18 protein-coding genes are annotated in these 23,643 nt (G+C 41.5%); 5 read left to right on the top strand and 13 right to left on the bottom strand.

Annotated elements, in window-relative coordinates:
* The 11 genes from trpA to H6G92_RS27020 all read right to left on the bottom strand — a co-directional run.
* The coding region (trpA, locus tag H6G92_RS27070) for a tryptophan synthase subunit alpha (protein ID WP_190898063.1) at positions 1-502 on the bottom strand (502 nt) is incomplete at its 3' end.
* Between the two features lie 38 nt (positions 503-540).
* Complete coding sequence (trpC, locus tag H6G92_RS27065) at positions 541-1,431, bottom strand: indole-3-glycerol phosphate synthase TrpC (protein ID WP_242059323.1); 891 nt, start codon at positions 1,429-1,431, stop codon at positions 541-543.
* 122 nt (positions 1,432-1,553) lie between these two features.
* On the bottom strand, positions 1,554-3,758 hold the full coding sequence (locus tag H6G92_RS27060) for an anthranilate synthase (protein ID WP_190898049.1): 2,205 nt from the start codon (positions 3,756-3,758) through the stop codon (positions 1,554-1,556).
* A gap of 750 nt (positions 3,759-4,508) precedes the next feature.
* Positions 4,509-5,555, bottom strand: a complete 1,047-nt coding sequence (locus tag H6G92_RS27055) for a methyltransferase (protein WP_190898037.1) — start codon at positions 5,553-5,555, stop codon at positions 4,509-4,511.
* Positions 5,556-5,571: 16 nt separating this feature from the next.
* Complete coding sequence (locus H6G92_RS27050) at positions 5,572-6,801, bottom strand: cytochrome P450 (protein ID WP_190898032.1); 1,230 nt, start codon at positions 6,799-6,801, stop codon at positions 5,572-5,574.
* 398 nt (positions 6,802-7,199) lie between these two features.
* Positions 7,200-8,420 carry a ScyD/ScyE family protein gene (locus tag H6G92_RS27045; RefSeq protein ID WP_190898026.1) on the bottom strand — a complete coding sequence of 407 codons (1,221 nt, stop codon included), beginning with the start codon at positions 8,418-8,420 and terminating at the stop codon, positions 7,200-7,202.
* A gap of 241 nt (positions 8,421-8,661) precedes the next feature.
* On the bottom strand, positions 8,662-9,609 hold the full coding sequence (gene scyC / locus H6G92_RS27040; RefSeq protein WP_190898020.1) for a scytonemin biosynthesis cyclase/decarboxylase ScyC: 948 nt from the start codon (positions 9,607-9,609) through the stop codon (positions 8,662-8,664).
* Between the two features lie 53 nt (positions 9,610-9,662).
* A complete protein-coding gene (gene scyB / locus H6G92_RS27035) occupies positions 9,663-10,712 on the bottom strand; it encodes a tryptophan dehydrogenase ScyB (protein WP_190898014.1) in 1,050 nt (349 codons plus the stop codon).
* A gap of 111 nt (positions 10,713-10,823) precedes the next feature.
* Positions 10,824-12,617, bottom strand: a complete 1,794-nt coding sequence (locus H6G92_RS27030; RefSeq protein WP_242059322.1) for a thiamine pyrophosphate-dependent enzyme — start codon at positions 12,615-12,617, stop codon at positions 10,824-10,826.
* A gap of 804 nt (positions 12,618-13,421) precedes the next feature.
* Positions 13,422-14,273 (bottom strand): Vgb family protein, encoded by an 852-nt coding sequence (locus tag H6G92_RS27025; protein WP_190897998.1) that lies wholly within the window; start codon positions 14,271-14,273, stop codon positions 13,422-13,424.
* 406 nt (positions 14,274-14,679) lie between these two features.
* Positions 14,680-15,057 carry a winged helix-turn-helix transcriptional regulator gene (locus H6G92_RS27020; protein ID WP_190897993.1) on the bottom strand — a complete coding sequence of 126 codons (378 nt, stop codon included), beginning with the start codon at positions 15,055-15,057 and terminating at the stop codon, positions 14,680-14,682.
* On the opposite strand from H6G92_RS27020, the gene H6G92_RS27015 reads away from it, so the two are divergent.
* Together H6G92_RS27015 and H6G92_RS27010 are read left to right on the top strand one after the other, a co-directional pair.
* Positions 15,056-15,760 carry a flavodoxin family protein gene (locus tag H6G92_RS27015; RefSeq protein ID WP_242059321.1) on the top strand — a complete coding sequence of 235 codons (705 nt, stop codon included), beginning with the start codon at positions 15,056-15,058 and terminating at the stop codon, positions 15,758-15,760. The genes H6G92_RS27020 and H6G92_RS27015 overlap by 2 nt on opposite strands.
* A 267-nt stretch (positions 15,761-16,027) precedes the next feature.
* Entirely contained in the window at positions 16,028-16,627 is a 600-nt protein-coding gene (locus H6G92_RS27010; protein WP_190897983.1) for a DsbA family oxidoreductase, read from the top strand.
* 380 nt (positions 16,628-17,007) lie between these two features.
* Here H6G92_RS27010 and H6G92_RS27005 read toward each other — a convergent pair whose 3' ends face one another.
* Positions 17,008-18,306: a HEAT repeat domain-containing protein gene (locus tag H6G92_RS27005; RefSeq protein ID WP_190897970.1), complete on the bottom strand. Its 1,299-nt coding sequence runs from the start codon at positions 18,304-18,306 to the stop codon at positions 17,008-17,010.
* A 217-nt stretch (positions 18,307-18,523) separates the two neighbouring features.
* The gene (locus H6G92_RS27000) at positions 18,524-18,937 is read right to left on the bottom strand and encodes a QcrA and Rieske domain-containing protein (protein ID WP_190897964.1); all 414 of its coding nucleotides are present in this window, start codon (positions 18,935-18,937) and stop codon (positions 18,524-18,526) included.
* A gap of 498 nt (positions 18,938-19,435) precedes the next feature.
* Between H6G92_RS27000 and H6G92_RS26995 the strand changes: the two genes are divergently transcribed.
* The 3 genes from H6G92_RS26995 (at position 19,436) to ntrB (ending at position 23,615) form a co-directional block, all read left to right on the top strand.
* Positions 19,436-21,019: a ferredoxin--nitrite reductase gene (locus H6G92_RS26995; RefSeq protein WP_190897959.1), complete on the top strand. Its 1,584-nt coding sequence runs from the start codon at positions 19,436-19,438 to the stop codon at positions 21,017-21,019.
* A 152-nt stretch (positions 21,020-21,171) separates the two neighbouring features.
* On the top strand, positions 21,172-22,494 hold the full coding sequence (locus tag H6G92_RS26990) for a CmpA/NrtA family ABC transporter substrate-binding protein (protein ID WP_190897956.1): 1,323 nt from the start codon (positions 21,172-21,174) through the stop codon (positions 22,492-22,494).
* 287 nt (positions 22,495-22,781) lie between these two features.
* Positions 22,782-23,615: a nitrate ABC transporter permease gene (ntrB, locus tag H6G92_RS26985; protein ID WP_190897954.1), complete on the top strand. Its 834-nt coding sequence runs from the start codon at positions 22,782-22,784 to the stop codon at positions 23,613-23,615.
* The last annotated feature ends 28 nt before the right edge of the window (positions 23,616-23,643 follow it).

Genomic DNA, 23,643 nt, shown 5'->3' with positions numbered 1-23,643 from the left:
CTAGAGAACTGGTGGGAGCTACGAGCAAAATTACCTCAATTCCAAAAGATGCGGCGGTTTGGATTAATTCTTCTGCTTCTTCTAAGGGTAAGTCTGGTACTACCAATCCTTGTACCCCAGCAGCGGCGATTTGCGCCAAAAATGACTTAATACCCCGATGCAAAATCGGATTGTAGTAAGTAAATAGAATGATTGGCGCTTTTATGCTAGGAATTACTGTGTGCAACATCTCTAGCACTTGCTCTAATTTGGTGCCTTTTTGCAAAGCGCGGGTTGCTGCGGCTTGAATTACAGGCCCATCTGCGAGGGGGTCGGAGTAGGGAATGCCCAACTCGATGAAGTCTGCACCGTTGCGATCTAAGATACGTATTGCCTCGGCGGTGGTTTCTAAGTCAGGATCGCCTGCTGTGATAAACGGGATTAAAGCACACTGTTGGCCAACCTCCTGCACAGAAGCTTTGCTAACGCCTAAAGTTTTAAAGGAATCGGAGATAGAAGTCATATTGATGATTTACTGAAAGTTAATAAGTATTTGAACATTTAGTTGGGAAAATTTAACAAACGTCTCACAGACTGCTCTAAATCAGTTGCCTTAACCAAGGATTCTCCAATCAGGACTGCATCAGCTCCCGACTCAGCTACTGTAGCTAAATCAGCAGATGTGTATAAACCAGACTCACTCACAACTGTTATTCCTAAAATCTTTAACTTTTCCAACCGTTCTGCCAATAGAGATTGAGTTGTTGCTAAATCAACGATAAAGTTTTCCAGATTGCGATTATTAATGCCAATCAATTTCACATTTGGTAATGCCAGCACCCGGTCAAGTTCGTCAAGAGTATGTACTTCCACTAAGGCTGTCATCCCCAGATGTTGAACAATCTGCTGAAAATCTTGCAGAATTTCATCGGATAAGATGGCGGCAATTAGTAGCACTGCATCTGCGCCATTGGCTCGTGCAAGATAAATTTGGTAAGGATCAATAATAAATTCTTTGCAAAGCAAGGGTAGTGCTACATTCTTTCTAATTAACCGCAGATTTTCAAAACTGCCGTGGAAAAATTTCTCATCGGTTAACACTGATATACAGGTAGCACCGCCTCGCTCGTATGCTTGAGCAATCTCAACAGGATCAAAGTCAGCACGGATTACTCCTTTACTAGGTGAAGCTTTCTTTACCTCTGCAATCAGGCTAGGTTTGGTGAGATTTTGGCACAAGGCACTTAGGAAATCTTGTGGTGCTGGTGCAACATTAGCTTGATTCTTTAGTGCTTCTAGAGATAGTTGTTCGCGTCTTTTGGCGACCTCTTCTCTTTTGTGCAATACAATCTCCTCAAGAATATGACGTGGTTTTATCGACTGTATAATCACTGAGTTGTTGATAGTCGTGGTAGTAAAAGGCTGGGTTGTTTGATACTGAGGATTCGGCATAGGATATCTAGAGGTTCTCATTTAGACGAAATATGCTTTCTTAGTCATCGCTTTAGCGATTAAGTAGTTGGTTTTATAGCATTCAATGACAAAATGCCATAACTGCAATTACATAAAATTAATTACATGCCATTTACTAAAGCTGAGACCAGTTTTTTACTTGTGTATGAATGTACTACATTCTTAATAATCGTCAAACCTACTCCTTCACCTAGAGTCATGATTGATTCTGGATGGAACTGAACACCTGCAATTGGCAGTTTTTGATGTTCGATACCCATAATCACGCCATCGTCAGACATGGCTGTAACTTTGAGTTCTCTGGGAAGGCTTTCAGGTAGAGCAAATAACGAGTGGTATCTACCGACTTCAAACGATGATGGTAAATCTTTAAAAGCTGTAGAGTTTGGTGCTACAACAGAAACGCGAGATACTTTGCCATGTTGGGGATAGTCGAGAACTCCCAGTTTGCCCCCAAAAGCTTCAACAATTGATTGTAATCCCAAACAAACACCAAAGATGGGGATTTGCCGTTTTGTGCAGGCTGCAATTGTCTGTGCTACACGGAAATCAGTAGGTCTACCTGGCCCGGGAGATAAAACAACAAGGTCTGGATTTTCTGTATCAAACAATGATTCCGAAAAGCCATGTCGTAGGGTTTTGACTGTAGCACCAGTTTGACGGATATAGTTTGCTAGTGTGTGTACAAAAGAGTCTTCATAATCAATTAGTAAGATGCGTTTCCCTTGCCCTGAATTGGTTGCCTGATAATTAATGTTGTAGTTGCTTGCAAAATTAGTACTTCTCTGACTAGTCTGTTCAAGTGTTTGAAACAGGGCAGCAGCTTTAGTGAGAGTTTCCTGGGCTTCAGCTGTTGGCTCAGAGTCATAAAGAACTGTTGCACCCACTCGCACTTCTGCAATCGAGTCCTGAAGTCGGATAGTCCTCAAGATAAGACCCGTATTGAAATCGCCTTTAAAGGTCAAGTATCCAACCGCTCCACCATACCAACGTCGAGGGCTATGCTCATGCTGCTCGATAAACTGCATTGCTGCCCGTTTTGGTGCACCCGTGACTGTGACTGCCCAAAGATGACTAAGAAATGCATCCAAAGCATCAAACTCTGGTCGCAATAAGCCTTCAACGTGATCTACTGTATGGATTAAGTGACTGTATAATTCAATTTGGCGGCGACCGATTACTCTTACTGACCCAGGCTCACTAATCCGCGACTTATCGTTGCGGTCAACATCAGTACACATGGTTAACTCAGATTCATCCTTGCGTGAGTTGAGCAACTTCAGGATTTGAGCAGCATCATCAATCGCATCTTTTCCCCGGCGAACTGTACCGCTGATTGGGCAGGTTTCAACACGTCTACCTTCAACACGCACAAACATTTCTGGAGATGCACCGATGAGATACTCACCACCTAAATTAAAGATAAATCCATAGGGGCTGGGATTAATTTGCTGTAGCGTTCGGAACAGTTCGCTAGGAGAGCTTTTGCAGGTTTGAAAGAAGTTTTGACTGGGAACAACTTCAAATAAATCACCACGACGGAAATAATTGAGTGCTTTGTTAACTTGTTCCTCATACTCTCCAGGTGCATGATCAGAGGCTTGAGTAGCGGTATAGCCCTTACCTTTGTAATCAATAATTTCCCCACTGCGAGGCAGACCCCTAGTACTACCGTATTTGGTATCGAATTCATACTGCAAATGAAACGCGCGTTGTTGGTAGTAGTCAATAATTACCAGTTCATCAGGTAGATACAGCACTAAATCTTTCTGATCTTCTGGACGAGTAAGATACTTTGGCATTTGCTCAAACTGAAAAACCAAGTCGTAGCCAAATGCACCATAAAGTCCCAGATGCTCATCTTCTAAGCTTTCAAAAGCATATAGAATTTCGCGAATAATACTAAAGACAGATGGTTGCCTACTTCTTTCTTCTTCTGAAAATAAACGTTCTGTTGGTCGGATAGAGCCAGTTACAGAACCATTCTCTAAGTTAACTCCAACAAGTTGTGGATGCTTGCATAGACGCTCTGCCAAATATACAAGTAGCACCATACCTCGTTCGTTATGTGCCTTGATTGTAAATGAGTTGGAGTTAGTAACAAGTTCTAGGGGTGGATTGACAAAACCTATTCCCCATCTCTTGTAACGTCCTGGATATTCGTAGCTGCTTTTTAGCAAACCTCCGCGTTGAAAATCCAGCTGTGACAGAATATCATCAATGGCAGTCTCTATTGAAGTCTGGGTCACGGAGCGAGACACAAGAATTTCACCTTTAGTTGTGTAGTTATGGTTATCTAAATACATTTGCTATTCCTCTCAAAGTTCTTGGATGTGAATTCGACAGAGTTAAACTCGCAAAAGCCTATTATTCAAATATTGAGGTATTGAGGTGAAAATACCTCAATATTTGAATCATAAAATAGTCAATATAGTTGCAATAACTTGAATTGAAGCTCTCCATCTGAACTTCTATGAACTTATCTGCAAGAAGTTAGAGATTTATGCAAATAACAAAAACTATTTAAATTTCGTTTTGTCCTGAAGTCTGCTGTCATAAGCTGCATCCCACTTTAGTAGCGATCGCGCGTCACAAGTTAAGCCTGTATGGTAGTTGTCAAGGGGATTTTAGAAGATGCTTGAAAGAAAAATGGGTCAGAGCCTCGCTGTTTTTCAGGGAAGGGTGCAACAATTAACTTAACATTCGGTTTTCGTTGCTGTTTAACAATTACGTAGCTCACAAAGTTATCTGGGTAGCATCCACGTTTGGAATAAACATAATTGTTTGGTGCTAGAAACCCTACTATATGGGTTGTCTAAAAAAGTCTATCTGCCAAAAGTGGATGCTCCCGTTATCTGTTTAGGCTGCGTGTAGGGTGTAAGAAAACTTTGGCGTTGCTGAATCAGAGTATGAATTGACATTTTTGGATATGGCTAAAGAACGATTCTTTGCGCCTTGGTGACGGCAGTAGCTTCAAGTCGGCAAACCCGCTGTTAGCGCCTGCCTAGCCTTGACGTGAGACTAATTCATACTTTCAATCAGGAACGCCGAAACTTTTATACTTTCACGCCTTCGATGATACTAATTGGAGATTGGGTTGGAATAATATTAGTGAGTTGGAAGCCAGCAGCGTCAAAGAGTTTTTTAAATTCGCTTGCGGTGCGTTCGCGTCCACCAGAACACAACACTAACATTTCAATGTCAAGAAATTTACCAAAAGTAGGTTTATTGGTATCTGGAATCACATTTTCTAGGATTAAAATCTTGCCATTTTCAGGTAGAGCACGATGGCAGTTTTTGAGAATTACGATACCGCTTTCATCATCCCAGTCGTGAATGATGTGTTGCATAATGTAGGCATCACCACCACTAGGTACGGATTCAAAGAAGTTTCCCCCAATAACTTTACATCGTCCATCTAATCCAGATGTTTCCAGATACTGCTTTGCACCCACAACTACATGAGGCTGATCGTAAATCATACCCTTGAGTGAGGGAAATGCTTTGAGAATGGTAGCAAGTAAACTGCCATGTCCACCCCCAACGTCAACTAAAGTTTTGATTGATGAAAAGTCATACCCAGATGCTATGGAGGCATTGTATCTGAACGAAGAACTGGTCATACAGGCGTCGAAGATAGCAGCAACTTCTGGGTTTTGACCAAGGTAGGGAAATAAAGACATTCCAAAAACATGGTCAAAAGCAGCTTCGCCAGTCTTGATACTGTAAAGAATATTCCCCCACGGTTTCCAATGCCAATCTTCACCGCCGCATGTAATAGCTATTGGTCTCAATGAACCTGGTACGTCAGTGCGGAGATATTCTGCAAGTGGTGTTAGCTGAAAATGGCGATTTTCGACTTCGAGGAATATACCAATACTGGATAAGGCACGCAGAACTCGATACAGAGATGGGGCGTCTACTTCTGTAGACTTTGCTAATTCTTCACAGCTTTTGGTGCTATCTTTGAGTAAGTCGGCAATGCCTAATTTGGCCGCTACGTAAATTGATTGTGTTACCCAAGCACCAAAAATCATTTGTAGCAGTTGTTCAGTTAGTGGTATTTGGGTAGTTTGATCGGGATTGTTTTGTTGAAATATCATAATTTTACCGTATTTTTTAAAACTTTACAGGGAATGACTCAAAACCTTTAAATGCCAAACTTGTGCGTTTTGGTACAGCAAATTTATCAGTATCAAAACTTATATTTGGCATTCTTCGCAGTAAGGTATTGAAACAAATTGTTAATTCCATTCGAGCTAAAACAGCGCCTAAACAAAAATGAATACCTTTGTTAAAACCAAGGTGTTCATTGGGTGAGCGTGTAATGTCAAACACTTCTGGTAATTCAAACTTTTCAGGGTCATGATTAGCAGCACCTAGTGCTATAGCAATGACACTACCAGCTTTTATCTCTTTACCACCAATAGTTAAATCTTCTTTGGAAACTCGAAATATCACCGGGACAGGAGGATCAAAACGAATCATTTCTTCTACAGCAGAATTGATAAGTTCCGGGTTGTCTTTAAGTTTCTGTAATTGTTCAGGATGTTTTAGCAGTAGATTTAATCCATTGGGAATTAAGTCAGTAGTTGTTACATGTCCTGCGTTTAATATTAATACGCATAAAGAGGGGAGTTCTTCAAGATTAATTTCATTTTGTTCAAAAGCAGCAATCAGTAAACTAATCATGTCATTCCCAGGTTGACGTCTTCTTTCCTCAACAATTCGTTTAATCAAGTTAGTAAATGATGCTGCTCCTATATCTGCTTTACGTGCTAATTCCTCAATATTTGGACTGCTTGGTGCTCCCCAAAAAGTTGCTATATCTGCTCCCCATTGAAGGAAGTTTTGTCTGTCCTCTTCTGGTACATCAAATATTTTAGAGATGATTAATGATGGCAATTGTGAGGACAAGTCAACAACAATATCCATGTTATGTCTATCTTGTACTTTATCTAACAAGCCATCGGTTGTTTCTTGTATAATTGATCGCCAACTCTCCAAAGCACTGATGGTAAATCCTTGAAGAGCTACTTTTCGCATTCTTGTATGTTCCGGCGGATCTTTATCAATTAACATCCGCTCTATTAATTGAAGGAAATTACTAACAATACTAATGTCTAAATTTTGTAACTGTCGTGCATATAATATCTTTAAATGTGAGCTTAAGCGTAAGTCATTTACCGCAGCTTCTACATCTTTATAACGAGTTAAAAACCAAAAGCCACCCTCTTCGTAAAAATAAACTGGATCTAATGAGCGTATTTGATTATAAAGTGGGTAGGGGTTTAACAAACTTTCTTTTGCAAATAAGTCATAGACTCTTTTTTCTTGTGAGGTTGTCATCTTTTCATCCTTTTTTTGAAAGTATACTTGATTGTCTGAAGCTGAACTTTCATTGTTCTTCGTTAGAAGGCAATCCCAGCATTAACTTTTGTCAATACTAAATTTCCAACCAGTTAACTTAAGACTTTTTGTAGCTTATCTCTAGTCAAATTAGGCAGATATTTGGTATAGCCAAAAAGTTTATAATCTAAGATTAAGTAGACCTATTTTAAAAGTCTAGTTTCATCTAGATAGCATTATTACTAATTAGGGTAGTCAGGTACCAAGAGGCTTGTAGCTCCTGACTACTTTTTCAACATACAAGCTTGTTTACTTTCAAGAAACACATTTTGGAATACCTATCCAGCAAAGCTTTCAGAGCAATCACAAAAATGTGTTTCTTTTTGTACATACTGTGCTTAGACTAGTTGCTTGCGTTTGCGCTTCAACATCATAGCTGCGCCTATAGCACTAGTTGCTAATAAACCTGCTGTAGAAGTGGGTTCAGGAACAGTTTTGATATCAAGCCTTACCACTTTCCCTGCACCTGGGAGATCAGCTCCAGTGGTGATATAGAAACTGCCATCTGGGGCAATAGTGAAGGCAGCGGCTGACTCTATGCCATTGCCACTCCAGAGAGTTGTGCGAGTCCCATCAGGTGCAAGTTGGATCAGAGAACCATCTGTGCTACCTTTCCAAGGAGACTCATTATTGTACTGCAAAGCATACAAGTTTCCGGCAGCATCGAAGTCTAAGTCAGTTAATTGCGTAAAGCCATCAGCGAAAACTGTTGGTTGATTATCATCCCCAAGTTTAAAGATACGTGCTATACCTTCTTGATAAGGATAACCAGTTAACTCGCTGACATATGCAGCGCCATCAGGGCCAATTGCAATAGCTGTGGGTACTGATTGAAGAACAAGCTCATCAGGTTGCTCGGAAGAGGGAATAGAAGGTGGGAAGTCAGGATTTTCTACGGTTTGATTAGGAAACTTAATTGGTGTCAAATTACTACCATCAAGTCCCACAGTATATACAATGTTTGCACCCGCTTCTGCTATGTAAGCTAGATCGCCGTTAATCGTTACAGAATAGGGATTACTAATCAAATCACCTTGATCGGGATTATTATTGAGTTCAAAATTTGCCAGATCAGCAATACTTGTCAATGAACCTGTGTTCAAATCTATTTTGTAGAATTGCCCCATTTCAGGAGCGTTTAATAGCGAATTACGCTTTCCTGGATCACCAGCGAAACCATAAACAAGATAAGCATTGCCTTTGGAATCAAATTTGATATCCTGAACGCCACTGGCCTCACTACCGATGGGTAGATATCCAAGAGAGTTGAACCCTGTCAGTATACGCTCTTGCTTACCATCCTTAATTCTGGTAATTGAACCACTTTTGCCAATACATAAAGGAGCTAATTGGGCACTAGGTGATGGTAAGCAAGCACCATTCCCCCCAATACCTGATTCAGTAATATACAGACTACCATCAGGCCCAAAACTGAGACCTCGTGGATTATCGAGACCATCGGCAACTACTGTCAGCGATGCAGCTTCAGCAGCTTTTGCTCCGAAAATAGCGGTAATACACAATGTCAGAAAGATAATAGGAAATTGCTTAACTTTCATATGTCCAAAAAACCAAAATTCTATCCAATACTTTACCCTAAGCTAATGCAGTTTTATCAAAAGAGAGTAGACCTTTAATTATCCAGATGGTTGTCATTTACGCCGACCTAATTACCTTGTTGTGCTGGATAATTTTCTTAAAGGTCTACTTTTATTAAGCAGGTTGTGGCAGTAATCGTGTTAAACGCCTCCAGTTAAAACATTGTCGGCATTGATTCGATGAGAAAGTTTCAAATCCCCACTAAGCTTTTGGTATATAACTTCTTCCACGGGCAAATGTATCCAAGTTGCCAGCTTTGGCTTCGAGCAAACGCTTGATATTTATGCTCTCAGACATAAAATCCTCAATCTGAAGTTTGCCATGAGGCAAAGGCTGGTCTACTTTCCAGAATGTGATCCGATGCTGGATGAAACCAGAAGCAGAAGGATCGCCAAAAGCATAAGCAGCGGGGATAAGCATCACAGGGGAGCGCTGAATAAATCCGTAGTCAGGATAGAAGTAGTCTTGTTCAAGCAAGTAGTATTTGTTCAGATTATGCAATTGCAGTGTGACTTTTACTTTCTGGTCGTATTCATCAAGAAACTCACCTGATTGGGGAGAAATCTCACCATGTGAATGCAGCAGATGTGACCATTCATCCATGTTCCGCAGGTTTGATAAGTATTCGACTCCCATTTCAATAGGAGCATCAATATAGATAGTTTCACTATCGATAAAGTTGCGCCCCACTACTGCTGCGGTATGACCAGCTTTGCGCTCCAAAATACCTTTGAGAGAACGACATTCAGAAGTATGTATCGTGCCAACTGCCTCGATCATCATCGGAGTCCGTCGCTTGGGATCGACAAAGCTTACCCAGTGGAAGTATACACCCTCCTCATCTGTTCCCGGTTCGATGTAGCTTGGAGGAAACAGCAGAACAGGGTACACTTGGAAGTACTTATTATATTCAAACCCGCAGTGCCACTCAATGCCGTAAAACAGAGGGTGTTCCAGCTTTTTAACGTGATAGTAGAGCTTGTTCTGATAGGCAGATGCAGTTCCAAGCCAGGTATCTTCGTCAATTTGCTCTTTCATCCGGCTAAAGAGTGTCCAATCATCCAAATTTTTTAAATTGCAAAGGTAATCGAAGGCATTTTCTGCTGAGGTGGCGATAAAAGCAGATGTCGCAAAGGTATTTTTTTCCATTGTTAACTCCTTGAATGTATTTTAGTAAAAAGTCATGGTTTTCTTAGTGAAAATCATATTGTCTTTTGATTTTCACCCTTTTTAATTCGTGCTTCTCCCAGTTGTTTAGAAGCTTCATTGGTAGTAATTTGCTGCTTTTGGGATATGTCAAAAATCTCTAGCAGGGTATCGTAGATATTATTTAGCTGCCTGAAAGCTTTTTCTTCATTGTAGCCAATCATTTCGTTGTAAACATTGATTAATCCTCCGGCATTAATTACATAATCGGGAGCATAAATAATCCCTTTTTCGGCAAGCATTCTGCCATGCACAATCTCATTTTCTAGCTGATTATTAGCAGCACCAGCAATAATTTTAGCTTGCAACAAAGGAATTGTTTGACTGTTGAGAATTCCTCCAAAGGCACAAGGAGAAAATACATCTACATTTAAAGAGTATATTTCATCAGCTTCCACAACAGTAGCACCAAACAAACATTTTACTTCCTCTGCTTTGTCGGGATTTATATCGCTAACAAACAGTTTTACACCATGTTCAGATAATTGACGACAGAGATTTTTGCCTACATTTCCTAAACCTTGAACTGCAACTTTGAGTCCATCAAATCCTTGGTTAGGTAAATGAAACTCTACAGCAGCTTTAATTCCTAAAAATACTCCCTGTGCGGTTATAGGGGCGGGACCACCGGACTTTTCTGATACTCCAACTACATATTTGGTTTCTTGACCTATTACTCGGACATCTTGCGGGGTTATATTCATATCTTGTCCAGTAATAAAACGTCCCTTAAGACTATCCACAAAACGCCCATATGCTCGGAGAAGTTCTTCTGTTTTATGTTCAGGTTTAGCAATAATGACCGCTTTTCCCCCACCAGCAGGAATATTAGCACAGGCAGCTTTGTAGGTCATACCATGACTTAGACGAAGAGCGTCTTTTAATGCAGCTTCCTCATTGACATAAGGGAATAGTCTTGTCGCGCCCATTGCTGGGCCTAAGTTAGTGTTATGGATGGCAATAATTACCTTAATATCTGGATTGGTGTCATTAAAAAATAGAACTTGCTCATGACCCATTTCTCTAACAGTTTCAAATAGCTTCATATTCGTCTCCCAATGATTGATTTTGAATTTTAGAGCCACTGCGTTGTTTGAGTTTTTAAAGTTGTAGCAAGTGGCGTGATTTTGGATTAATGATAATGCTAGAGGTTCAAACTAATGGAAATTTGTGAGACTCTTAACTGCACTTGATTGAACTCCTGGTGCTGTTAAAGTTTGATTACGTCCTTGAGAAGGTGCACTTCGACTGGGGTCAATTACTACATCGACTACAAAAGGAACAGTGGAGGCGATCGCTTGCTCTAGTGCTGCTTGCAAATCTGACTCTTTCTCGACTCTGATACCTTCTGCTCCCATACCACGAGCAATTAAGACGAAATCTGTCTGTGGAATTGTCGCATCTGCACCCTGAAATCCCAACGATGTCATACCTTGATGGCACATATTGTAATGACCATCGTTAAGTACAATCCAGACGGCAGGAATCTTGTATCTCACAGCTGTGCTAATTTCGTTATTCATCAGCATTGCCCCATCCCCAACAATAGCTACAGCTTTACCATTCCGCGCTAGTGCTGCACCTACAACTCCGGTGACGGCTTGACCCATTGCGGCGAATCCAGTGCTGACTCGGTAACGATTTGGTTGCGAAAATTGCAGTAGATGATTTGCCCAAATAAACGAATTACCCGCCTCTGATATAACTAGGGCATCACTACCCTCAACGATTACCTTTTGAATTTCCTCTATCAAAACTTCTGACCGTACTGGATAGCCTGCACTAGGCTCCATTACTTTGCGTTCTGGACGAGGTAGCGATAATGTTCTTGGACGAGAAGAAGCCTCTGGTAATTGCTTCAAGAGTTCCTCTAGGAAGGCTTTGATATCAGACTGAATAGGGAAAGTTTCGGCATATGGATAGGATACTCCTGGTACTTCTGGGTTGATGTCCACATGTACAAAGCCTCTTGGGGGAACCATGTCTTGACGCCAGAAAGAAGTCGGTTCACCAAGACGTGTTCCTAGTACGAGTATGCGTAAAGGAGTTTGCTCTTGCATATAAGTGATTACAGAAGCTTGACCACCCCAACCGGTGACACCCACAAACTGGGGATGATCTTCGGGAAAGATGCCTTTACCACGGGGTGAGCACATAACTGCTGCACCAGTTTTTTCGGCAAGTTGGCGGATTTCTTCTGCTGCATCACGGGCACCGAACCCGACCCAAATTGCAAAGGGCCCAGAAGATAATAATTCAACAGATTTAGCGATCGCTTTCGGGGAAGGTGTAATCCGATAACTGGAAAAATCAACCTGGGGCAAGGATATACGATCAACTAAAATTGACTGCACATCGTTAGGAATGCTCAAATGTGCAACAAACCCTCCTGGTTGTGCCAAACCAATAGCAAGTTGGCGAAAAATCTGTGGGAGTTGAGCAGCAGATTCAACTATGGTTGCATAGTTGAAGGGCATTCCTGGGCTAAAAATTCCTGCGCTGGGCAATGTCTCGATGGTGGTTTCCTGAATTGCGCGGCGTCCGCGCTGTGATGCTGAGGTGCTAGCCGACAAAAGAATGACCTTTGCACCTTCATTACGGGCAGCCAATAAGCCTGTGAGGGCGTTGCTGATGCCTGGGCCTGTTGTGGTGAATACTATATTAGGACTACCACTGGCAAAGTAAGCCTCAACTGCCGCAAAAGCAGCTCCTCCTTCATGACGAAAATTCAACACCTGCATATCACTATTCGATAGCGCTTTCCAAAGGTGGGCCATACCACCTCCCATGAGGCCAAAAGCGCGACGCACACCTAAACTTTCCAGCATTTGGATAATTGCATCTGCAACTGATATTTGTTGGGCTGTTTTTGATTCAGTCGTACTGATAGATGCAAAATTCTTGTATGACTCAGTACTACTTGCGTGTAAAAGAGTTTTGGAAATAGTCATATGCTCTCTCATTTAGATTTCAATACGAGATTTTGTTTTTTTGAATACTGCTTAGTCAAATCGGTTGTGACACCCGGAAACTTCACCTGCCGATTTGAACCTTTGTACTTTTATCAGGGGAAGACGTAAGATTTATGCAACTATCGGAAAATTTTTACGTTAACGGGTTACGTTACCTACTTTGCCTATCACTTTTACAAAGGCCAAATCAGCAAATCTGATATCTTACCCAAATGCTAAAAGGGAAAGCGTACTTTTGATTGGTTTAACGCTTTTTTATTACTTTTTCCAGATAAAAAAACAATAATTCTTGCTACACAAGACTTTCATGGACAAGAGATAATTTTAGCTATAATGTTAAAAAATAAAGCTCCAAACCTAGTTTATGTCTCTTCTTTAGTCAAGGGGCTTTTAAAAAATGCTTGAAAGAAATACTGATCTGAGCCTCACTGCTACTATTAACAATAAGTTAAGAATTCTGTCTGTTAACCCCATCTGTCGATAGTAGCTCTCTTGTGCGGTTATGGCTGGTAGTTACCTGGAATCTTATTGATAATAATCATATAAAGGTATGGGGAGAGAGACAATCGTTGCTTACCTCTCTCCCCACTATTAAAATTATCATTCTTATGCAGATTGATTTCTATACTTAGAGGTTGTTTTAAAAGTCCTGACAGGTGTAATTTTTCCCTTTTGATTTGGGTCAATTGCACAGAAAAATCAAGGTTCTCACCATGCACTAAGATTTTTTACCGCGATCATTATGAAAGAAAAATACACTTTTAAAACATCCTCTTAGACATATTAACAAAATCGACTCGCTTTAAACTTGTCACTAATGACACCAAGTACAAGATATTCTTGGCGCTTACGCTTCAGCATCTTAGATGCGAAAGCAGCAACCGCTAATAAGCCCATGACAGAAATGGGTTCTGGAACTTTCGCTACTATTGGAGCGAAGATTAGGTAGCCGGGTGACTTCAACCCACCGCTGCCAGGAGGTACAAAGTCAGAGATGAACTCTCCCGTAATACCGTTATACTCTTTGATACCTTTGTCTTCTCCAAAGCCCCCTACGAAGAGGTTACCGTTGGGGCTGTAAGTCAAGCCTAGGGGTAAATTTAACCCACTACTGCCAGAAGGCACGAAGTCTTTGACGAACTCCCCGGTAATTGCGTTGTACTGTTTGACACTATCAGTACCTCCTGAAGCGACGAAGAGGCTACCGTTGCGGAAGGCAAAGCCTATGGGCAAATTTAACCCGCCACCGCCGGAAGGCACGAAGTCTTTGACGAACTCTCCCGTAATTCCGTTGTACTCTTTGACACTGCTGTCACCAAAGGAAGTGGTGAAAAAGTTACCATTGGGGCCGAAAGTCACATCATCGGTTACACTCAGACCTCCGCTGCCGGAAGGTACAAAGTCTTTGACGAACTCCCCCGTAATTCCGTCGTAACGTTTTACACTATTATTACCAGAAGAGCCAACGAAGAGGTCGCCATTAGGACCAAAAGTCAAGTTATAGGGTTGATTCAGTCCGCCACTGCCGGAAGGTACAAAGTCAGCGATGAACTCCCCCGTAATTCCGTTGTACTGTTTTACACTATTGTCAGCAAAGGAGATGACGAAGAGGTTGCCGTTAGGGCCGACGGTCAAGCCTGTAGGCCCGCCCAGCCCGCCACTACCGGAAGGCACAAAGTCCTTGACGAACTCCCCTGTAATTGCATTGTACTCTTTGACACTGTTGGTACCCTGGCTATTGACCAACAATTTGTAGTTAAGATTAATTGCTGATTTTTGGTCAATATTCATTTTTCCGTCGTAGTTAGCGCTAACTGTGTCAGTCGTCTGCGCTTTTGCCACTCCGGTATCCAGCCCGAAACCGATTGACGTAATAACTACTGGAACAAGCCATACACAATGTGAGCGGAGCATGATTTTCATTCCTTTTACAGTATAAAAAATTGACGCTTATCACGAGTAAACTACATCGGACAACTGTTTTAGGTTTATCAGGAGAAGACGCAGGATTTATGCAACTATCGGAAAATTTTTACTTGCTTTATAGTTTTTGCAATATAAGCGCTAATTCAGATTCGTAATTTACCTTTAATTGGTCAGCATACGAATGTTGTGCAAGGTCATTTAATTGCTCAAGGATAAAGACTAACTTTTGCCCCAACTCGGTTAAACCATAGGTAACTTGCGGCGGGACAGTTGGCTCATAATGGCGATAAAGAATCCCTTTCTGCTCCAAGATCCTTAAACGCTCCGTTAAGACTTTGGTCGAAACCCCCTCTACTTGACGCTTCAGTGCACCAAAACGAGTTGGGCCGTTGGTAAATAATACCCATAGAATGCACATGGTCCAAGGTCCAGACAGGACAGCAATCAAGATACTAACTGGGCAAGGGCTGGGATCTTTAGAAGGATAAGACATGGGTAATTACCTGAAGGTGCCTACTTTACTTTTAGTAAGTGTTGCTTTTACTATCTATCTCAAACAGTCAAATGCAATAATTACAGGTCAAGTTATTATGTCTACAGTAGCAATTGTATATTTTTCAGGTACTGGTCATACTCATCTCATGGCTCAAGCTATAGCTGAAGGTGCCGGGAAATTGGTGGGAACAGAGGTTGAATTACTACAAATTACAGGAGAACAAATTGTCAATGGTCGCTGGCAAGATGCCACGATTATGGAAAAACTGAATCGGGCAGATGCTATTGTGTTTGGGTCTCCAACCTATATGGGCGGGGTTGCTGCTCAGTTTAAAGCCTTCTTAGATGCGGCCAGCCAAGTTTGGTTTACACAGCAATGGAAGGATAAAATCGCTGGTGGTTTTACGCATTCTAGTTCTCTCAGTGGAGACAAGCAAGGAACGCTGCTTTACTTAGCAATTAATGCCGCTCAACACAGCATGATTTGGGTAGGTGCGGGCGATTTTCCCAGTCACTATCTGGGTAAAACCGATGGCTTGAATCGGCTAGGTTCATTTTTGGGTATTATGGGACAAAGCCCAATGGATATGAGTGGATCTGACGCAACTTTAGATCCAGGCGATCGCTTGACAGCTGAGAACTATGGACAACGCATTGGGACAACTGTAAAGCGTTGGAGCAATCAACTGGTTGCGATTTAAATCTTACATTCCAGTTAGTATCTTTAGTTTTTCCCCATTAATTTCACATGAATCACTGGCTGATTTCTCTGCCGATTTGAATGCAAACATCGGTGATCCTATAGGTAATGAAGCGAGCGCTTGCTATGGATGGTTCTATGCTCAAATGGTCTCTTTGCTAGCAGTCTATCCGTCAGCAGCGCTGGTCAAATTGCGGAGCAATTTCACATTCTTCGGAACTTGAACGTCACAGCAAAATTGGTCTACCTTAGCTAACAGAGCAGCATAATGATTAAAGAGATAGAAATCGTCTATGACTTAGTTTGTCCGTTCTGCCTGATCGGTGAACGCATTTTGACGACTGCATTGACAGAACTACCCGATCCTCCGATGGTCAAACGGCGCCCATTTATTCTCGATCCCCAGATTACAGGACAGGGTGTGCCATTCCCAACTTACCATGCAGCAAAATATGGTGAGAGATCAAAGCCAATGATGCGGCATTTGGAGCAATTTGCACAGCGTTACGGTCTCAATTTCAATTTTGATAATTTGAAGACTTATCCGCCCTCTATGGATGGTCATCGTCTGGTACTGTTCGCAGAACGTTTTGGTGCGTCCGGCAAGATTGCTACGGCACTGATGGAGGCCTATTTCTTGGAAAACCGAGAAATCCAAAAACAGTCAGTACTCTTGGAAATCGCCGTTGAACAAGGTCTGCCCAAAGACGAAACCCGTGCAATGCTTGAAAGCGGCGACTTGCGCGAGATTATCGAGCAGGAGGTACGGAATGCTCAAATGAGAGGCATTCGGAGTGTCCCTAGCTATTTTGTCGATGGTAACTATATTGGAGGCACAGAAGAGATCAAACAATACCTTGTGGCTTGACCAGAATAATTCATAATTGTGTGTACAGAGTAACTAAATTTATTGATAGATATAGTAGTTTGCAGGTGAATGAAGTAAGTCGGCACAATCAGGGACTTCCAAATAAAAAATACCCCACAAAATTGGATAATTCATTTGTTGGAAATCCCTAAAACCAAACTAGGTACAGAAAGATAAACTAGGCTAAAACCCAATACGCCAGTTTTAGTTTTTAGCCTTAACCCAAGCTTATTGGGCTAAAATCTTCTTCCCTCCTGCCTGATCTTTCTTAATATTTGTGGAAGCGATCGCAGGCACTCAAAAAACCCCTATACTTCCGTGACAAATTATTAATAAATATGAATTATTTTGATGCACATCAATGCGGCCATTGAGAAAAATTACCACTCAGACAAAGCGATCGCTATTCCTTGTTGTAAATCTGGTGTGAGTGCGGTGTTATTTGCTAACTGCTGCAATTGTTGATATGTGGCTTCACTATCCAGATTTTTCAGTGCAGCGATCGCATGTAGTCTCACCGATGCATTAGGATCAGCTAGCAGCGAAATCAATGGTTCAATAGCTTGCATTTCGCCTAACTGCCCTAAGGATAAAGCGATCGCACTTTTAAAGCTAGCAGTTTCTGTGGCTGGATGCTGCGATCGCAGTATTTGCAATAATATTTCTACAGCTGGTGTAGTTTGCGGCTTTTGCACACGCCCCAAAACTGTAACAACTTCTTGCCAAAGTGTCTCTGAAGTGATTTGATTAAATACTGTTTGCAAATATTCCAAACTCGATGGTGTCCCCACCCAAACCAAAGCGCGGATGGTTTCTAATTGCAGTGGTAGCGGTGTATGAGGTGATATTAACACCTTAAATAATTGCTGGGCTGCATCATCACAACCCATCCGGGAAAGGGAAACTGCGGCTGCACAACAAACATCAAGATTAAAGTCGTAAAGCTTGGGTTGCAGTCTTGTCACCAAATCTAATGCTTCGCGTAAGTCGGGGCGAAAACCTAAACCAAGCACTGCTGCACGCCTAACGGTGGCAGCTATATCATCCAAGGCGATTAACAATACTGGTGGCACACGTTCGTCATGAAAACTGCTGAGGGCTTCAACTGCAGCAGTGCGGATTATTGCTTGTGAATCTTGCACTACACTCAATAACGGTGTGATGGTTTCCGTTTGGGGAATATAGGAAAGCGATCGCACTGCTAAAAGCCTTGTATCTTCATCTAATAAAAGTTCAGAGAGTGCAGCGATCGCAACAGTACCCATTTGCCCTAGTGCTGTAGCTGCGATCGCTTTAATTTCTTCATCCTCATCGGTTTTCAATAATTCAACTAAGGGTGCGATCGCATCTGGGTGCTGAAATTCGCCTAAAGTCCGTGCTGCATACCAACGCAATTCTTCTTCTGCGTCTTCATCTTCTAATATCTCAATGAGTGGTGGGATGGCAATATTCCCCAAGTGAGTCAACATCTTGGTCATTTCCCAGCGCTGTTGAAAATCCCCCATCTCTAACATTGAAAATGCTAATGTCAGCAGATATTCTTGATTTTTAACTATCTCTAGATGTTCCGAATCTGTCCCTAAAATTAATTGTTGTAAATATTGAATGAGTGATGACCAATCAGCCATATCATGTGCTGTTTGGGCTTGCACTAAAAGCTGATTGATATTACTCACCATACCCTGAATTGTGAATTATATGAATACAATAAAAGTACAAATTCGTAAATAAATCGCTGCTTTTAACTGCCCTTACTCTGCATTTTAGTACATCATTATACAAATTTTGAACAGCTGCTTCATCTCTGATTTAAGCACTAAAGTGCATATTAAAAATTACGAATTACGAATTACGTTAGCGTAGCGGGGCGAAGCCCATTATGAATTACGAATTATTTTAACTTGGCTTGACTACAACTGAATTGCCCTCAATTTTGGCGGCGTAAGTTTTAAGCGCTTCTGTCGCAGGGCCTTTTTGCACTTTACCATCAATGCCAAATTCCGAACCATGACAGGGACAGGCGAATTTTTTTGCTTCAGCTTGCCATGCTACGGTGCAATTTGCGTGAGGACAGGTAGGGTTTACAGCAGTCAGATTTGCATTTTTAGATGTACCGACTACCAACACAGGCCCAGCAGGTGAGTTTTTCGCCAGCAATTGACCTGTTTTATCTAATTCTGCCGAAGTTCCTACTGTTTGCCAATCTCCAGTTGCTGAAGTTGTCCCAGAAGAACAAGCTGCGAGCGCTATAGGTAGGGAACTTGCTATCCCACCCAAACCTACCCAATTAATAAAATCACGACGTTTCATAGCTGCTGAAATAATATCTAAGTTTTAGCTAATATCTGCCACTCAATTTTGGATTCAGAATTGCTCTATGGCAATCCAAAATCCCTTCGATCATTTCAAATACTCATCATTAAGCGGTTTGCGTGGGACATTGGCTGGCTTTGATGCAAAAAATGCATCTTATTTATTCATTTTCAGCAATTTTACCAAAAAACCGTAACAATTTATACGATTTTAACATAAATCTGCCTTTAACTTATGAGTATCGAAATTGTTACATAAACACTCTTTAAACCTGCTTGACAAATTTCCAAGATGTAAATGGCGACAAGTTTTTCTTAACTAATCACGGATTTGGAGTTTAGCCTTGGAATGTTCTTAAGTAAAAATAATCAACCGTAAGCAAATATTAAGTTTTTATTCCCTCATCCTCGTAGATACAACACCTGATGAAACTACGGCTTGATTGATATTGAGCAATTATCAGCATATTCAGTAATTTTCATTGAGAGTCAGATCATGACAGACACAGCAACTACCACTACCAGCCTCAATAAGTTCGAGAAATTCAAGGCGCAAAAAGATGGACTCGCCATCAGGGGTGAGATAGAGAAATTTGCTGCCTTGGGCTGGGAAGCAATGGACGAAATCGATCGGGATCATCGACTCAAATGGGTGGGTGTGTTTTTTCGCCCAGTCACCCCAGGTAAGTTTATGATGCGGTTGCGGATGCCCAACGGTATTCTCACCAGCAGTCAGATACGTGTTTTAGCCCAAGTAGTGCAGCGTTACGGTGATGATGGCTGTGCTGACATTACTACGAGACAGAATATCCAATTACGGGGGATCAGAATTGAAGATTTACCAGATATCTTTAATAGATTTCACGCAGTTGGTTTAACCACTATCCAATCAGGGATGGATAACGTCCGCAATATCACAGGCGATCCTGTGGCGGGGTTGGATGCAGATGAGTTGTATGACACACGAGAGTTGGTACAGCAAATTCAAGATATGCTCACCAACAAAGGCGAAGGGAACCCAGAGTTTAGCAACTTACCACGGAAGTTTAATATTGCGATCGCAGGTGGAAGAGACAATTCAGTTCACGCTGAAATTAACGATTTAGCCTTTGTTCCAGCATTTCAGGAAGGGACAGAGCAAGAATTTTCGCAAGCACCAATATTCGGTTTTAACATCCTCGTAGGTGGCTTTTTCTCAGCTAAACGTTGTGAGGCGGCGATTCCTCTGAATGCTTGGGTACTTCCAGAAGATGTGGTAGCTGTATGTAGAGCGGTTTTGGAAGTCTTTCGTGATCATGGGCCGCGTGCTAATCGGCAAAAATCACGCCTGATGTGGCTAATTGATGAATGGGGTTTAGAAAAGTTTCGAGCAGAAGTAGAAAGCCGTTTGGGTAAATCATTATTACCCGCAGCAGCAAAAGACGAAATCGACTGGGAAAAACGCGACCATATCGGGGTATATAAACAAAAACAACCAGGATTAAATTACGCAGGCTTGCACATTCCCGTCGGTAGGCTGTATGCGGAAGATATGTTTGAAATAGCCCGGCTAGCGGAAGTTTACGGCAGTAGCGAAATCCGCTTTACAGTTGAGCAAAACATCGTTATCCCCAACATTTCTGATTCGCGTTTAGCAACATTTTTAACAGAACCGTTGCTGGAAAGGTTTTCTATTGATCCAGGTTTGCTGACGCGATCGCTAGTATCTTGCACAGGCGCACAATTTTGCAACTTTGCCCTCATCGAAACCAAAAACCGCGCCCTGGAAATGATTAAAGCCTTAGAAGAAGACTTAACCTTCACCAAACCAGTGCGAATTCACTGGACAGGATGCCCCAACTCTTGCGGACAACCCCAAGTTGCAGACATTGGCTTGATGGGAACTAAAACTCGCAAAAATGGCAAAACCTTGGAAGGTGTTGACATATATATGGGCGGCAAAGTTGGCAAAGATGCCCATTTAGGAACTTGCATTATTAAAGGCATACCATGCGAAGATTTGCAGCCAATATTGCAAGAATTACTAATCAAAAACTTTGGGGCAAAACTCAAACAAGAAGCTTTAGTAATTAACAGTTAGTTAGTAGGTAGGGATCATTAAACAGGAAATAAAATCCTAGTTCGTAGTGAGCAAGAATTATTAGGACTAAAGTCCTCACTACAAACTTTAATTTATTTACGCCTTGCTACTTAATTGCTAGTGCTTAACAAATGACAAAAAATCAAGGAAAAATGAAAAATATTTCGCGCAGAAAATTTATTTTAACCACCACTACTGCGGCGGCAGCTTCGATCCTGGCTCATGGTTGTTCTTCCGGTAGCAATACAGCCTCAACAGGTGGTAATGCACCCTCTGCGGCTCCGGCTGCCAATGTCTCTACAGTAGCGAATGCGCCAAAGGTAGAAACAACCAAAGCCAAATTAGGATTCATTGCTCTAACTGATGCTGCTCCCCTAATTATTGCTAAAGAAAAGGGTTTCTTTGCCAAATACGGTATGACTGATGTTGAGGTGATCAAACAAAAATCTTGGCCTGTCACCCGTGATAATTTAAAAATCGGCTCCTCTGGCGGTGGTATTGATGGCGCACACATCCTCAGCCCCATGCCTTATTTGATGACCATCAACGATAAAGTGCCAATGTATCTTTTGGCAAGATTAAATACTAATGGTCAGGCTATTTCTGTTGCAAATAAATTTAAAAACCTGAATGTAAAATTAGAAAGTAAGGCGCTGAAAGAAGCTGCGAATCTTGCCAAAGCCGAGCAAAAAGCCTTGAAATTTGGTATGACCTTTCCTGGCGGCACTCATGATTTATGGATGCGCTATTGGCTAGCGGCTGGTGGTATTAATCCAGATCAAGATGTGGTTTTATCACCTGTACCACCACCGCAAATGGTGGCAAATATGAAAGTCAGCACCATCGATTCTTTCTGTGTGGGAGAGCCTTGGAACGCTCAATTGGTCAACCAAAAATTAGGTTATTCGGCTTTAGTTACAGGCGAGTTGTGGAAAGATCACCCAGAAAAAGCTTTTGCAATGCGGAAAGATTGGGTTGATCAAAATCCTAATGCTGCACAGGCATTGTTGATGGCAGTTTTGGAAGCTCAACAATGGTGCGATCGCGCCGAAAATAAAGAGGAGATGTGCAAAATCTGTTCTGATCGTAAATACTTTAACGTTGCTGTTACAGATATTTTAGAAAGGTCTAAAGGCAATATTGACTTCGGCGATGGACGGACTGAGCAAAACTTTTCACATCCGATGAAATTCTGGGTAGATAATGCTTCCTATCCTTTCAAAAGTCACGATATTTGGTTTTTAACAGAAGAAATTCGCTGGGGCTATTTGCCAAAAGATATTAAGGTTCAAGAAATAGTTAATCAAGTAAATAAAGAAGATTTGTGGAAAAAAGCAGCTAAAGCTATTGGTGTTGCTGATTCTGAAATTCCTAAGAGTACTTCTCGTGGAGTTGAGACTTTCTTTGATGGGGTGAAATTTGACCCAGAGAAGCCAGAAGAATATTTGCAAAGTTTAAAAATCAAGAAAGTTTGATTGAGTGTTTAGGCACAATCAAGCATCCAACAAAATTATAGTTATTAGTGAGTGATAAATCGCTAATAGCACAATAAGGTTCAGTTCAGGCTTAACTCTTTGTCAAACAAAGTTAATTTAACGAACCGCAAAGAACGCAAAGGGCGCAAAGGAAGAGAAAAAAGGGAAGAAAGAAATGCTTAACTGAACTGTATTGGTTAATAGCAAGGTTTTTTAGGACTGAAGTCCTTACTACAAACTTTATTTTTTACGCTTGACTACATAAAGGCAATTGGAGAAAGAAGGTAATGGCAGCTATCCTTGGAAGTCGCACTCTCAGAAAAAATAACCGCAAAAATTTCAATAAATTAGTTTCGCAAAAAATTGTGCCGCCACTGGTAGCATTAGGTATTTTCCTAGTGATTTGGCAACTAGTTTGTTTAACTCCTAACTTCGGTTTGCCGGGCCCAATAGAAACATTTTCAGAAACTTGGAACCCTTTTATCATTGATCCATTTTTCGATAATGGTGAAAGTGATAAAGGCTTGGGCTGGCAGATACTTAGTAGTTTAGGAAGAGTTGCTTTAGGTTTTTCCCTAGCAGCAATAGTTGGCATTATATTGGGGATTTTCATTGGTGCTAATAAGTTACTTTATAATGCCGTAGATCCTATTTTCCAAGTGTTGCGGACTGTACCGCCTCTAGCATGGCTACCAATTTCTCTGGCAGCATTTCAACAAGCGAATCCTTCAGCTATTTTCGTGATTTTCATTACATCGATTTGGCCGATTGTGATCAACACCACGGTGGGCGTACAACAAATTCCTCAAGACTATGTAAACGTAGCTAGAGTTTTACGTTTGAAAGGATTAAAGTATTTCCTAAAAGTTGTGTTTCCTGCCACTGTTCCTTATATATTCACAGGGTTACGCATTGGCATTGGTTTATCTTGGCTAGCAATCGTTGCAGCAGAGATGTTAGTCGGCGGCGTGGGAATTGGCTCATTTATTTGGGATGCTTACAACACAACCACAGAAACTAACTTAAGTGAAATTATCCTCGCACTAATTTATGTTGGTTTGGTCGGATTGATCCTAGATAGAATGGTTGGCTTTATAGCCAGCAAAGTTGTACCAGACTAGGGAATAGGAAATAAGTTACTTCCTCAAT

The sequence above is a fragment of the Nostoc foliaceum FACHB-393 genome, from assembly GCF_014698505.1.
Classification (GTDB): Bacteria; Cyanobacteriota; Cyanobacteriia; order Cyanobacteriales; family Nostocaceae; genus Nostoc; species Nostoc foliaceum_A.
Note: the sequence above shows the minus strand (reverse complement) of the source record. Positions and strands in the feature narration are given on the sequence as shown.